Annotated in this window: 11 protein-coding genes and 1 pseudogene; 5 read left to right on the forward strand and 7 right to left on the reverse strand. The window is 58.1% G+C overall.

The features are described from left to right. The first annotated feature begins 2 nt into the window (after nt 1-2). The gene (paoC, locus tag P3T18_RS00480; protein WP_429297946.1) at nt 3-2,213 is read left to right on the forward strand and encodes an aldehyde oxidoreductase molybdenum-binding subunit PaoC; all 2,211 of its coding nucleotides are present in this window, start codon (nt 3-5) and stop codon (nt 2,211-2,213) included. Nucleotides 2,214-2,581: 368 nt separating this feature from the next. On the opposite strand, the gene P3T18_RS00485 is transcribed toward paoC, so the two are convergent. Next, nucleotides 2,582-3,430 carry a LysR family transcriptional regulator gene (locus tag P3T18_RS00485; RefSeq protein ID WP_429297947.1) on the reverse strand — a complete coding sequence of 283 codons (849 nt, stop codon included), beginning with the start codon at nt 3,428-3,430 and terminating at the stop codon, nt 2,582-2,584. A 100-nt stretch (nt 3,431-3,530) separates the two neighbouring features. Here P3T18_RS00485 and P3T18_RS00490 point away from each other — a divergent pair, with 100 nt between their 5' ends. Beyond that, complete coding sequence (locus P3T18_RS00490) at nt 3,531-4,178, forward strand: LysE family translocator (RefSeq protein ID WP_429297948.1); 648 nt, start codon at nt 3,531-3,533, stop codon at nt 4,176-4,178. 756 nt (nt 4,179-4,934) lie between these two features. On the opposite strand, the gene P3T18_RS00495 is transcribed toward P3T18_RS00490, so the two are convergent. The 3 genes from P3T18_RS00495 to P3T18_RS00505 are packed head-to-tail and all read right to left on the reverse strand — an operon-like array spanning nt 4,935 to nt 8,834. Further along, a complete protein-coding gene (locus P3T18_RS00495; protein WP_429297949.1) occupies nt 4,935-6,281 on the reverse strand; it encodes a class-II fumarase/aspartase family protein in 1,347 nt (448 codons plus the stop codon). 14 nt (nt 6,282-6,295) lie between these two features. Further along, complete coding sequence (locus tag P3T18_RS00500; RefSeq protein ID WP_429297950.1) at nt 6,296-7,462, reverse strand: enolase C-terminal domain-like protein; 1,167 nt, start codon at nt 7,460-7,462, stop codon at nt 6,296-6,298. A gap of 25 nt (nt 7,463-7,487) precedes the next feature. Continuing rightward, nucleotides 7,488-8,834, reverse strand: coding sequence for a cation:dicarboxylate symporter family transporter (locus tag P3T18_RS00505; RefSeq protein ID WP_429297951.1), 1,347 nt, complete (start codon nt 8,832-8,834; stop codon nt 7,488-7,490). A 232-nt stretch (nt 8,835-9,066) separates the two neighbouring features. On the opposite strand from P3T18_RS00505, the gene P3T18_RS00510 reads away from it, so the two are divergent. Next, entirely contained in the window at nt 9,067-9,792 is a 726-nt protein-coding gene (locus P3T18_RS00510) for a GntR family transcriptional regulator (RefSeq protein ID WP_429297952.1), read from the forward strand. An 18-nt stretch (nt 9,793-9,810) separates the two neighbouring features. Here P3T18_RS00510 and P3T18_RS00515 read toward each other — a convergent pair whose 3' ends face one another. Next, on the reverse strand, nt 9,811-11,352 hold the full coding sequence (locus P3T18_RS00515; RefSeq protein WP_429297953.1) for a methyl-accepting chemotaxis protein: 1,542 nt from the start codon (nt 11,350-11,352) through the stop codon (nt 9,811-9,813). 232 nt (nt 11,353-11,584) lie between these two features. On the opposite strand from P3T18_RS00515, the pseudogene P3T18_RS00520 reads away from it, so the two are divergent. Both P3T18_RS00520 and P3T18_RS00525 read left to right on the forward strand, forming a co-directional pair. Next, nucleotides 11,585-11,776: pseudogene (locus P3T18_RS00520) on the forward strand (GntR family transcriptional regulator); the annotation flags it as partial. Between the two features lie 48 nt (nt 11,777-11,824). Continuing rightward, the gene (locus tag P3T18_RS00525) at nt 11,825-12,316 is read left to right on the forward strand and encodes a GntR family transcriptional regulator (protein WP_429299007.1); all 492 of its coding nucleotides are present in this window, start codon (nt 11,825-11,827) and stop codon (nt 12,314-12,316) included. A 177-nt stretch (nt 12,317-12,493) separates the two neighbouring features. Here the strand turns inward: P3T18_RS00525 and P3T18_RS00530 are convergent, their stop codons facing one another. Together P3T18_RS00530 and P3T18_RS00535 are read right to left on the reverse strand one after the other, a co-directional pair. After that, nucleotides 12,494-13,237: an amino acid ABC transporter permease gene (locus tag P3T18_RS00530; RefSeq protein ID WP_429297954.1), complete on the reverse strand. Its 744-nt coding sequence runs from the start codon at nt 13,235-13,237 to the stop codon at nt 12,494-12,496. Further along, complete coding sequence (locus P3T18_RS00535) at nt 13,234-13,974, reverse strand: amino acid ABC transporter permease (RefSeq protein WP_429297955.1); 741 nt, start codon at nt 13,972-13,974, stop codon at nt 13,234-13,236. The genes P3T18_RS00530 and P3T18_RS00535 overlap by 4 nt, the downstream gene beginning before the upstream one ends. Nucleotides 13,975-14,026 lie beyond the last annotated feature (52 nt).

A 14,026-nucleotide genomic window follows, 5' to 3' on the forward strand; every position in this document is an offset into this window, starting at 1 on the left:
AAATGAAATTCTCAGAACCCGCCAAGACCAACCCCATCGACCAACTCAAAGTTGTCGGTCATCCGACCGACCGCGTGGACGGGCCGTTGAAGACAACTGGCACGGCCACTTACGCCTACGAGCACCATGAAGGCTTTCCTTCGCCGGCGTATGGCTTTGTCGTCGGCTCATCTATCGCGAAGGGAAGCATCGCGTCGATGGACCTTAGGGCAGCGAGCGCTTCGCCAGGGGTATTGACCATCGTGACTGCGGCAAACGCCGGCAAGCTTGGGAAGGGGAAATTCAACACGGCGAAATTGCTCGGTGGCCCGGACATCCAGCATTACCATCAAGCGGTGGCCATCGTTGTTGCTGAGAGTTTCGAAGAAGCTCGGGCGGCCGCTTCCCTGGTGCGCGTCGAATACATCCCGTCTTCTGGCGCATACGACCTTGCACAGGCAAAGGACGGCGCTGGACTAGCGCGTCCGACCGGCTTTGGCGGCCCGTCCCAGACGGCAGTTGGAGACTTCGCAGGAGCCTTCGATAGCGCGCCCGTAAAGCTCGACGCCACCTACACGACACCAGACCAGGCGCATGCAATGATGGAGCCGCATGCTTCTATCGCCTGGTGGCGAGGCGACTCGGTCAACATCTGGACGTCCAACCAGATGATTAACTGGGGTGCGGGCGATGTGGCGGCGACGCTCGGCGTGAGTCGGGACAAAGTTCGACTGATGTCACCGTATGTGGGCGGCGGCTTTGGTGGCAAGCTTTTCGTTCGGTCCGATGCAGTGCTTGCAGCGCTTGGCTCGAAAGCCATTGGCCGTCCGGTGAAAGTGGCATTGACCCGGCCACTCATTTTCAACAACACGACTCATCGTCCAGCGACGATTCAACGCATCCGGCTTGGCGCCGGAACGGACGGTCGTCTGACGGCAATTGCGCATGAGGGTTGGTCGGGCAATCTGATGGGTGGAGGTCCGGAGACTGCGGTCAATCAGACGCGGCTTCTGTACGCAGGAGCGAACCGCCTCACCGCTACTCGGCTGGCGTTACTCGACCTGCCCGAAGGCAATGCGATGCGCGCACCCGGCGAGGCACCGGGTCTGATGGCACTCGAAATCGCGATGGACGAGATGGCCGAAAAGCTCAAGCTGGACCCCGTCGAATTCCGCGTTCGAAACGATACGCAAGTCGACCCGGAGAAACCTGAGCGTCCTTTCTCGCAGCGACAGCTTATCCAATGCATGAAGGTCGGCTCGGAGCGCTTTGGCTGGACGCGCCGCAACGCGCAACCAGCGAGTGTTCGCGAAGGTCGTTGGCTCATCGGCATGGGCATGGCAGCGGCGTTCCGGAACAACCTGCTCACGAAGTCTGGTGCTCGTATCCGTCTCGACCGCACGGGTCATCTCACCGTCGAAACCGATATGACCGATATCGGCACGGGTACCTACACCATCCTCGCCCAGACAGCAGCAGAGATGATGGGCGTTTCTATTGACGACGTGACGGTGCGACTGGGTGATTCGTCATTTCCCGCGTCGGCGGGCTCGGGCGGTCAGTGGGGTGCGAACAATTCGACCTCCGGCCTGTACGCAGCTTGCGTCAAGTTGCGAGAGATGGTGGCTAGCCGTTTGGGAATGCAGGACCAAGATGCCATATTTGCGGACGGACACGTGCATGCCGATGGCCGCGCCGTCTCACTTGGAGATGCAGCGGCGAATGGAGAGCTCGTCGCCGAGGACTTCATCGAATATGGAGACCTGGACAAGAAGTACCAGCAATCGACATTTGGCACGCATTTCGTCGAAGTCGCAGTCGACTCTGCAACGGGTGAGATTCGCGTTCGGCGCATGCTTGCCGTATGTGCGGCAGGACGTATCCTCAATCCGAAAGCGGCGCGAAGTCAGGTCATTGGCGCCATGACGATGGGCGTCGGTGGCGCTTTGATGGAAGACCTGGTTGTTGACAAGCGCAAGGGATTTTTTGCCAATCACGACCTCGCGAGCTATGAGGTGCCTGTGCACGCTGACATTCCGCACCAGGAGGTCATTTTTCTTGATGAGACCGACCCCATCTCTTCACCGATGAAGGCCAAAGGCGTGGGTGAATTGGGATTGTGCGGCGTTGCGGCCGCTGTCGCGAACGCGGTCTATAACGCCACTGGCATTCGCGTGAGAGACTACCCTGTTACCCTCGATAAGCTGCTTGATGGACTTCCTGCCATGGCCTAAAGCGTAGAAAACATGGAGCCGCGATAGGACGTTTACGGTTTCGACGGCACATCAGGCTTCATGTGGTCACTGTTGCGTCGCGTTTGCGGCTCCACTCTACCTCCCTGTTGAAAAGCGCACCGTCTTGTGAATAGTGGACGCACACGATTGCCGCACTTCTCGAGCAAATAGCTCTATGTCTCAGCTATCGCGCCCTCTAGCGGCCGCCAATGGATTAAGCATAGTCTTGGACGCGGGTCAGTTTTTTTACGGTCATGTCATCCGCTGCTGATAGCCAGACATAAACGCCTGCTCGGCAGGCAACACGTACGTCGCTACAGTTAGCCTCGGGGGCAGCCGCGTCGTTGTATCTCAACGCAGTTTGACGGTCACACTTTCCATTCTTCCAGAATCTGTTGCGCAAGATAATCGCAAGGGGGCCGAGCGGATTTGGCGCTTCGCGCGAGGACTACCTCGATATCATTCATCGCAGGTACGCCATCGCTCTCTGTGAGCTGAATGAAATTTGGCGGGATGCTGCATTTCGCGAGAGGCGCTATCGCGAGCCCTGCCTGGACCATGGCGAGCAGACCCAGGAAGCTCGGGCTCTCATAGTTCATCCGGAACTTGATATTGTCCCTTTTCAGCGCTCGCACTGCGTGGTCGCGCGCCGTGCTGCCGTCCGCGAATACTGCGATAGGTAACGGACGCTCGAGCCAAATCTTCCGCTTTTCAGTGCCCGTCCATATGATTGGCTCGTGCCTGATGAATTCGCTAGCCAGTCCCTTTACCTTGGTCAGGCAGGCCAGGTCTATGCTGTTGTCCTTCAGCAAAGGCACGAGGGCGATGCTGGGTAATCCGATAACGCGAATGTCCACACGTGGATGCATGACCGCAAACCTGGCCAGCACCTGAGGCAACAACGAGGACACATAGTCATCGGGGACTCCGATAGTGACCTGTCCTTCGACTTCGGGCCGAACGACCGAGGCCCACGCTTCATCGCGCATCTCGAGCATGCGACGTCCGTAGTCCGCCAGTCTCTTGCCTTCCGCAGTGGCCGCCACGTTGCGAGTGTCGCGCACGAAAAGCTGCTTCCCGAGCGATTCCTCGATTGTGCGGATTTGCATACTGACGGCCGACGGCGAGCGAAACACGGTCTGCGCCGCCTTGGCAAACGAGCCCGAGTCCGCCACTGCCACGATCATCTCGAGCACGTCCAAATCGAGCTTTTTCATATTATTCAGAAAATCTGAGGAGTTGACGCAGTTTAATTCGTTTCTCTTCAGAGGCGTGTAGTCGGAAAATCGAGTTCTCAAGCTTCTCGAGGTGACTGCAATGCATGGTTCAGCGTCGATGTACCAGTTTCTGGCGGTGGGTGGGATGCTCGCGATTACGCCCGGCCCGAATATGGTCTACGTGATGTCACGTTCGATTGCGCAGGGTCGCGGCGCTGGCCTTATCTCATTGGCCGGGGTGATGCTCGGATACCTCTTCTACATGTTCAGCGCGGCGTTTGGAATCACAGCACTCGTACTCAAAGTGCCGGGTGCGAGCGCGATTCTTGGTGCGGCCGGCGCGGCATACCTTCTTTATCTTGCATGGCAGGCTGTAAGGCCCGGAGGACGCTCCCCATTCGAAGTGCGTCAATTGCCGCAGGAGGCACCGCTTCGGCTGCTTGCTAAGGGTGCGACAACCAGCCTGCTGAATCCCAAGCTGGCGATGCTCTTCATTTCGCTGCTGCCGCAGTTCATTGACCACGGACGAAGTGATGTGTTTGGTCAGTCCCTCACACTCGGCTCGCTATTGATTGCGGCGTTCGCTCTGGCGAACGGTTCTGTCGCCGTTGCGTCCAGCGGGATGGCCAGATTTCTCCAGGGCAGGCCTGGTCTGATGCTCGTTCAGAGATGGGTGATGGGAGTCATGCTGTGCGGGCTTGGAATAAGCCTGGCGATGGACGCTGTGAAGTATCTTGTCACGGTCTGACCGCGGCGCGGCGCCACGACGCGAAGGAGGGTCGTCGTGGTCGCCGGTCCGCACTCTGGCGATACGCCTTTCCTTATGGACCATCAATATCGCTGGGATGGCTGCTGTCTCGGCAAACAATGCGTCATCGGCTTGCTCGAGGTGTAGCGTTGCCCCTCCCGCCGCCTGACGGATTTCCCGTCGTACTCGGCCAATTGCCGCCCGAAGAACCATTTGCTGGGCGGCCGCTGCTTCCGCCCGATTTTGCTCCACTGGAAGAGCCTTTCGATGTACCGCCTGAACTGCCGCGTGTGCCACTTTGGCTGCCACCTGCTGCTTTGTTCATTGCCGCCTCCAAGGGAGATGTAGAAAGTTCATGGTCTCCCTCCAAAGAGTTGCATTGCGCATCGGAAGCAAGGCCATCACACTACGATACTCCGACTTCGAACGTACGACATTCGGCTCAAATACACCCGTGACCAGTTCGCAGAATGAAACGCTGGAGAAAGCTCTCGCTTGGCTTCGTGACGCGGACGGACTTCTCATCACCGCCGGCGCAGGTACCCGAATTGCTCCACAAGGCGCGTAGATGACGTATCTACGAGCGTCGAAACATTCAGCTGTAACGCGCCGAGGGGGCGCCCCGCAAAGCCTCCTGGACATTACCGCAAACGCACTCGGACTGCCGTATCCGCAGTCTTGCAGCTAGAGCCTGTATGTCTGGAAACTCTAAGGCATGTTGATGCGTCCCCCGTGCGACGGACGCGACGCTTTTGGCTAAACAGAATGAGCGACCGAACGCGCCATGTGTGCAGCAGCGCCGAGGTAATTCGCGGGGTCAGTTAGCGCTCGCAATTTCGAGTCGTCGAGATGGTGATGAATCTGTTCATTTTCGGTCAGAACGTCATATAGAGTGCGACCGGTATCGATGGCGGTGCGGCAGGCATCGTAGACGACGTCATGAGCATGCTGGCGCCCGATGGCTGGCGCCAGCCCCATCATCACCGCTTCCGCGACGATGAGTCCGCCTGTTAAATCCAGGTTTTTCCGCATGCGTTCACTGTCGACATGCAGGCCACGCAACATGAAATTAGCCTGAAAGAGCGCGCTCGCAGCTAGTAGAAAGCTTTCCGGCACAGCGCTCCACTCGAGGTGCCACGGACCGGTCGCTCTTTCGAAGTCGTGCATCATCGCGTCGAGCATCAGTGCCGCTCGCTCACGCAGCATCTTCGCCGCCGCGAATATCAATTCGCTGGAAATCGGGTTACGTTTTTGGGGCATCGTTGAACTGGCGCCACGTCCCGGGACGAAAGGCTCAGCGACTTCACCGAATTCAGACGACGCCATCATCATAACGTCAAGTCCAATTTTTCCGAGCGAGCCGCCGATGCTTGCCAGGAGAGAAACGAGTTCGTTCAGCCCGTCTCGTGCGACGTGCCAGGTGATTTCCGGATTACCTAAGCCCAACTCATTTGCAAAGAGCTTGCGCGTTTCCAGAGCACGTTCCGGGTCGCCCAACGAGGCGAGCGTTCCCGCCGCCCCACCGAACTCGACCATCAACGCTCGCGCTTTCGCTTGCTGGAGACGTTCCGCGTGGCGATTCAGCGCCGATAGCCAAACAGCAGCACGGAAGCCAAATGTGACTGGCAATGCGTGCTGTAGATGCGTGCGCCCGGCAGTAACCGTATCTGCATGCTTGATTGCAAGTTCCCGTAATGCCTCACGCACCTGGTCCAACTGTTTTTCGATGATTGCCACGCCTTGAGCACACTGGAGCATTGTGGCGGTATCCATGATGTCCTGAGTCGTCGCGCCCCAATGCAAATAGCGTCCAGACTCACCACACATTTCGCTTACCTGTTTGACCAGAGGCAAAATCGGATAGCCGACCGTCTCTGTCTCGCGACGTAATACATCAAGGTCAAGCTTGCCAAAGTCACTCCGTTCGGTGATGTCGCGAGCGGCTTGCTCAGGAATCAGGCCTGCCTTGGCCTGCGCCCTCGCGAGCGCCGTTTCAGCGTCGATGCATCGGCTGAGGTAGGCGTTGTCTGAGAACACATCTCGCATTTCGGGTGTGCCGAACATATCGCGAAAGAGTGCTGAATCGAATACAGTCGTTGCCATTTGAGGTTCCTTAATCAGTCTGCGAGCGACGTAAGCCACGGGCGCAGAGCGTCTTTTTCTTCAAGCCCAAAACCTGCTGCATCAGTCGGCCTCACTAGACCGCCGCCGATGCCGCAGCCCGAGGGATATCCCCCAAATGGCTGGAATACCCCCGGGTAAGCTTCGCACCCTCCCAGTTCGAGGCCGACCGCGATGTGGAGATTGATTAGATGGCCGCCGTGCGGATAAGCCTGCGCACGGTCGAACCCGTGACTCTCAATGAGGTCAATCATCCGGGAGTATTCGGTCAACCCGTAGGCAAGACCCGCATCCATCTGGAATATGTCTTTGCCGGGCCGCATGCCGCCGAAAAGGGTGAGATTCTTCACGTCGGGCACCGAGAACAGGTTCTCCCCTGTCGCAATCCGGCCGCTATAAGCTTCTGCAACCTGACGGTTCAAGTCGAAATCAAGCGGGTCGCCAATCTCTTCATACCAGCGCAGGTCATAAGGGGTAATGGCTTCCGCATAGGCTAGCGCGGTACCGAGGTCGAAGCGACCGTTGGCGTCGACCGCAAGCCGTTGGCCCTTTCCGGCGATAGTCAGCGCGGCTTCGATGCGCGCAAGGTCCTTGTCCAGGTCCGCTCCTCCGATTTTCATCTTGAAGGCATCAAAACCCAGTTCACGATAGGCTTTGAACTCGTCGACAAGACGCTGCGTGCTCTCTTCCGGGTAGTAGTAGCCGCCCGCCGCGTAAACGTTCACACCGTTCCGCTTGCCCTGGCGACCGAAGTGACGGGAGATGGTGACGTGCGCAGGCTCATCCTTCAACTTCGCATTCAGGTCCCATACAGCGAGTTCGAGCGCGCCTGCGGCTGCGGCACGGTCGCCGTGACCACCAGGTTTTTCGTTGCGCAGAATAGTCCTAAGGACTTTTTCCGGGTCGAACAGTGCCCCTGAGGCATCGAGCAGGCTGTCGGGGGCTGCGGATTTGAGACGCGGAATCAACCGGTCGCGCAGGATGCCGCTCTGGGCATATCGGCCGATGGAATCGAATGCGTAACCAATGACTGGCTTGCCGTTGCGTAAAACGTCGGTCTCGATGGCGACGAGCGACACGTCGTGTTCGGCGAAGCTCACGAGAGCGTTCGCGACGTTTCCTTCAAGCGGGACCGCGATTTCCCTGATGGCGGTGATGCGCATAGCTATCCCTTCAACATTTTTGAAATCAGATGACTTTGCCGGGAGCAGCGCCGAACACGCGTTGGTACTCGTTGCGTGCCGCGCTCTCGTTGAACTCACCGGTGGATTTCGCAATGACAAGCGTTGCCACGCTGTTGCCCATTGCGTTGCAGATGCAAACTGCCTGCGACGTGAAACGGTTGATGCCGAAGAGAATAGGCAAGCCTTCGATGGGCAGGAGGCCTGACGCGGTCACGGTGGCCGCAAAGACGATAAACGTCCCGCCCGAGACAGTCGCCGCGCCCTTCGACGTTATTAGCATCAGCACGAGCAGGCCGAGTTGCTGGTGGAAGTCGAGCGGCACCCCATAAGCATTAGCAAGGAATAGCACGCAAAGGGACATGTAGACCGCCGTGCCGTCCAGATTGAAGGCGTAGCCGGTCGGGAGAACGAGTCCTGTCGCCTGGCGCGAGCATCCGAGCCGCTCAAGCTTTTCGAACAACCGCGGAAGCGCACTTTCTGACGACGCCGTAGCAAACAGCAGGAAGATTTCGTCTTTGAAGTAGCGCAGGAACCGGAACACGTTGAAGCCATAGAGCCGCAACACGATGCCCAGGACGACTACGACGAAGAATGCGAGTGCGAGATACATCACAATGAGCAGATAGCCGAGAGAAATCACAGCGTTCATCCCGCTGCTGCCAATGGCGAAGGCAATCGAACCAAATGCGCCTAGCGGCGCAAACTTCATGATGACGTCGACGAACTTGAAGAAGCAGTCGGACATGCGTGTGAGCGCGCCTTCAACGCTTTCGCGTTGTTCCTTCTTCAGCATCAGAACGGCAGCCCCAAAGCCAATTGAAATCACTAATACCTGCAGCAGTGAGCCATTGGCGAAAGCGCCCACAAAGTTGTCGGGGAAGAGCGTGAGCAGAAAGTGCTCGACCGAAGTTGCGCCGGCCTTTCCGTATTGAGCATGGGCAGCAGCGGCTGCCTTCGGACTCTGCGTGAGATGCATGCCCGTCCCAACGCCTGACAGGTTGGCAACCACCATGCTGATGGCAAGCGCGATGGTCGACACGACTTCAAAATAGATGAGCGCGCGTAGCCCAATCCGGCCGACATTTTTCAGGTCGCCGGCGGCCGCGATACCCAGGACGACATTCAGAAACACAAGTGGCGCGACAATCATCTTTATCAGGCGCAGGAAGATGTCTCCAAGCACCTTCATGTCCACTGCGAGCTTCGGCGCAATGAACCCCAGCGCGATGCCAGCGACGATACCGACCACGATCTGCACGCCGAGCCGGGCGTACAACGGCGTTTTTCGTCGCAGGCTGTCCGGACTTGCATCCGTATCGTGATGGGTTGCCGTTTCGCTGTGAATTGCCATGCGAGTCTCCTGAGTGCAGCAACTATCTGACCACTGAGAGTTGCTTAATATGTCCGTACTTTTAGAATATGTACGGACTATATTGACGCATTTGGAACCCGTCAATTTCGGGTTTACCTTGGTAAGACCTGACTATCGGGGCTTTGAGGTGGTGGGTGCTTGGCAATGAGCCCTCTGCGAGCTAGCATTAGCGCGCCTTCACGGCCTTGAAACGAAAAAAGGACAGATTTAGATGAAACCCCGGTACGCCGAGCTCGCGGAACAACTTATCCAGGCTATCGGCGATGGCACTTTTGCAATCGGCTCTTCATTACCGAGCGAGGTTGACCTTTCTGCGCAATATGGGGTCAGCCGTGCAACCGTGCGGTCCGCATTGGAGCGCGTGCAGGAATTGGGGCTCATTTCCCGCCGCAAGCGCGCGGGCATTCGGGTTGAAGCAACGAAGCCTCGCGTTGCATTCGAGCAGTCGCTGTCCAGCGTCGAAGATTTGATTCAGTTCGCGGTCGTGACTGAACGCCACGTGCAGTCCGTTGCTGAGGTTTCGGCTAGTCCGTCGCTGGCGGCGCAACTGGGTGTAACGACCGGGTCGCGCTGGCTGCGTACCGAAATGCTGCGCGTTGACCCCGCGAAGCCGGACAAGCCCATCTGCTGGACGGATGTCTATCTAGAGCCACTGATTGGGGCGGGCATCAGGCGGGAGCTCCGCAAGAGCTCGGGGCTAATTTGCGAAATGGTCGAACAGAGGTTCGGGCGTGTCGTGCGGGAAGTGCGGCAGGAAATCAGGGCGGTTGGTGTGCCCGCCCGGATTGCGGTGCAGCTTGGCGCGGAGGTTGACGGGCATGCTCTCGAAATCACCCGACATTACGTTGACGAGAACAACATTGTGTTTGAAGCGACGGTCAGCGTCTTTCCCGCTGACCGGTTCACTTACGCCCTGCAGCTACGTCGCCACGATTGAAAGGGACTGGCGTGTTCGTCAGGTCTGGAAACGAACAGCAGCCGCGCGCAGTACCTGCGCCTGCTCAGCCAGCGACACAGCTGCTGCGGTCGTTTGCTCAACGAGTGCAGCGTTTTGTTGCGTGACTTCATCCATCTGCGACACCGCACGGTTGACCTGTTCGATGCCATCGCTTTGCTCTTTCGATGCCGCCGCTACCTCGGTCATGATGTCGTTCACCTTCTGAATCGAGGTGACGATTTCGCTCATCGTCGTGCCGGCCGAATTGACCAGACCGGTGCCTTCGGTGACGCTCGTTGCTGCACTGTCGATAAGTGTCTTTATTTCTTTGGCTGCTGTCGCTGAACGTTGAGCGAGTGTCCGCACTTCAGTGGCGACGACCGCGAATCCTCGACCTTGCTCACCAGCGCGTGCAGCTTCGACGGCCGCGTTAAGCGCGAGAATGTTAGTCTGGAATGCAATGCCTTCAATGGTTCCGATGATGGAGGCAATTTTCTCCGACTGCTCGCTGATGCCCGACATGGTTTCAACAACCCTTTCCATCATGGTGCCGCCAGTTTGCGCGACCTGTGCTGCCTGACTGGCGAGATGGCTGGCGTTGTTGGCGCTCTCGTTGTTTTGTCGGACCGTGGCAGTCAACTCTTCCATGCTGGCGGCCGTTTCCTGCAAGGCAGCGGCCTGGGATTCGGTACGACGTGACAGGTCAGCATTTCCAGAGGCAATCTGGTGAGTTGCTGTCGCCATTGACTCGCTACTTGTCCGGACGGTCGACACGGTATCCTTCAAGCCATCCTGCATCGCGCTGAGTCCCCGCATCAGTTCACTCATCTCATCGCGACCATGTACCTCAATTCGCTTCGATAGATTGCCTTGCGCCATAGACGCACATGCATTCAATGCGCTTGCGAGCGGGCGCGAAATTGCCCTATGCAGACCGACTGCGCATGCCAACGAGATACCGACAGCCAAAAAGAACAACACGCCTGACGAAATGCTCACTGCGTTAAGTGTCGACTGAAACTGCGCATATTCGTTCGCTCCGTGACCCATCAGATATGCGTTCAAATCAGCCGTGCTTTTCGTCAACGCAAGCGACAAATTGGGCATGACCGTCATCGTTATACGGTCAGCAGTTGTCGCGTCTCCGGCCTGCAGCGCCTGAAGGGTTGGCTCTATGCCACCCGTCACAAGAGCGTCGAAGGCTCTAGTCATTGCTTCCGCAAGTCGCTGCTCGTCCCCGGTCTTTGGCAGCGCAAGGTAACGGGCGTATGCCTTACGTGCCGTCTCGACATAGTCGCGAGCTTTCGGAATCAAGGCGGCAACGTCCGGGGACTGCGGATGAAGCAGGGCCCGGTCCATCGACACGCGAGCAATCGCGAGGTTGTACTTGGTGTCACCAATTGCGACTGCAGACGAAAGCTGCACCGCATAGGTGTCGTGCAACGCGTCCTTGCCAGCTTTCGTTCCGTATTGCCCGAACCCCGCCACAACCAGCAAAAGGACAACAAGTACACCGAACGCCAGTGAGACTCGTGTCTTGATAGAAAAGTTTGAAAACATAGGCGAGGTCCGTTCAAGTTGACTGGTGGCTGTTGTACGACAATCGCAGTCACGAGCAATATGTAATTACATATTGCTATCGACCTTCGTAGAGAAATACCATATAGGTGATAACCCTAACCAAGGAGTCACTTGTGAACACTCTTGCCCTGGCGCTTCGCTGTGACAGGCCCGCTGCCGCCTTACTGGACGGGAGGTCTGATACCATTTCATCTTTCTATCGGTCGCGCTAATGGCAAGCCCCCTCTACTCGCAAGTTGCACACGACCTGGCTGTGGCAATCGCTTCGGGGCGGTATTCGATCGGCTCCCTCCTACCGACGGAATTGGAGTTATGCGACCAGTACGGGACCAGTCGCCCAACTATCCGACTTGCACTCCAGGAGTTACAGGCGATGGGGTTGGTGTCGCGACGAAAGCGTGTCGGGACACGAGTGGAGTCGACCACGCCATCAGGTGGATACAGCCAGTCGATGGCCTCGCTCGACGGGTTGGTTCAGCTTGCCGAAGACCAGGAGCGACTAATTAAGAGCGTTGATGAGGTCGTCATTGACCGCTTGTTGGCGCGAGAGCTTGGTTGCGCGCCGGGGAGTCGGTGGGTACGCATTCAGATTTTGCGGCTCCGCCGAAAGGGTGCCGCGCTTCCGATTGGCTGGACTGACGCGTATGTGGACCCAGCCTATGCGGATGTTCCGAAGCTGCTGAAGGAAGCCCCGACGGAACTTATCAGTTCACTCATTGAGTCAAAGTTTGGGAAGCGCATTGCGGAAGTTGCGCAGACAATTCAGGCGGTGCCGCTAGACGCCGAACTGGCGAGTCGGCTAAATGCCGAAGAAGGCTCGGCGGGATTGAAAATCATTCGCCGCTATCTCGACCATGCGAACGAAGCATTCGAAATTACCGTGACTGTACATCCAGCCGACCGGATGTTGGTCTCAATGAGACTACGGCGGGACCGGGCTTAGCTCTATTCAAGCACCGCTAATTTCGAAGATAAGATTGTCATTCTTGCGGGCGCAATACTTTGAACCGGTACTCGCAGGACAAAGTTTAGCGCCGAAATGGCTCTATCGTGATAAGCCTGCTTATAACCTGTTTCGATTTTCGACCACGGCGTGCTGGCCTGCTTCTGTTCAAATGCCTCACTCGCTGACCCCGCCAACCGGCAGCGGCGTCACCGGCCTCTCCTCCGGCCGTGCGCCCGTTGGCGCAGATGGCGCACGCAGCAGAAGGCTATGCGCGATCCATTGCAGCGCAGAACACAGCAGCAAATAGATGATCCCGACGAACACAAAAATCTGCGCGGGGTAGATCATCAGGCGGCTATTGACCTGATTGGCGAGAAAGGTGAATTCCGGCACGCCGACGATATACGCGAGCGAAGTGTCCTTGACCAGTGACACCCACTGATTGACGAACGACGGCATCATGATGCGCACCGCCTGTGGCAGCACCACGTGACGCAACGCCTGCCAGCGCGTGAGCCCCAGCGACTGCGCTGCCTGCTGCTGGCCGGTGCCGACCGACACAATGCCCGCATGCACGGCATGCGACAGATACGCGCCGCCGATCAGCGACAGCGCGCACACCACCGCGACCAGCCCCGGCACGTCGATATGCAGCAGGATCGGCATCAGGAAGAAGGTCCAGAAGATCAGCATCAGCACTGGAATTGCCCGAAAAAACGCGACGACTCCAACCAGCAGCAGATGCGCGCCGCCGCGTGTCAGCGAGAGCGCCACGCCGACCGCCAAACCCACCCCGGCCGACAGCAGCGCCGAGGCGACCGAGAGAACGACCGTGAGCGCAGCGCCGCCCAGCGGCCCGTTCGGAAACGCACCGAGCAGCAGATAGCGAAGCGTCGGGAGCCACTCGAGCGCGGTCATGCTCGCCCTCGCTGCCACGCTCTTACGCCGGTGTGTTGCCAGATGACCAACGCCATTTCGATCAGCGCGATGGTTCCGATATACAACACGGTAGCCGTGCCGAACGCCTGAAAGGTCCGGAAGCTTTCTGTGTCGACCTGGCGTGACATATAAGATAACTCGGCCACGCCAATTGCCATTGTCAGCGACGAGTTCTTCACGATATTCATGTATTGCCCCGCGAGCGGCGGTGTGGCGATGCGCACCGCTTGTGGTAGAACGACGTGCCGCAAGGTCGCAAAGCGCGTCATGCCCAACGCAGCTCCCGCCTGATATTGCGCGGTGCCCACGCCGCGGATGCCGGCGCGAAACTCCTCCGCGATAAATGCGGTGCTATAACAGGACAAGCCGAGCCAGCCGGCGAACAGTTCAAAGCTCGGCCACCGCAGCGCGAATGGCCCGGCGCTCAGCACATGCGGCGCGTTGAGCCATGCCATCCACGTGTGAGGCAGCAGCGTCGCCGCGCCGAAGTACCAGAACAGCAATTGCACCAGCAGCGGAGAATTGCGAAACACAAGTACGTAGACCTTCGCCGCCGCGGTAATGGGCCGGGATTGCGCGATCTGGGCCATCGCCAGCCCGAATCCAAACAGCGTCGAGGAGAGACTCACGCACGCCGACAGGATCAGTGTGATGAGAAAGCCATGGGCGAGCCAGCCGAGGTAGAGCGGGTCAAGCCAGAAATTCAAAAAATGCATTCGAATGAAACGTGGTCCTGTCTCAACAAGAAGGCCCGGTCACACGTCTCAC

It is taken from the genome of Paraburkholderia sp. GAS199 (assembly GCF_050436585.1).
In the GTDB taxonomy this organism is placed as follows: domain Bacteria; phylum Pseudomonadota; class Gammaproteobacteria; order Burkholderiales; family Burkholderiaceae; genus Paraburkholderia.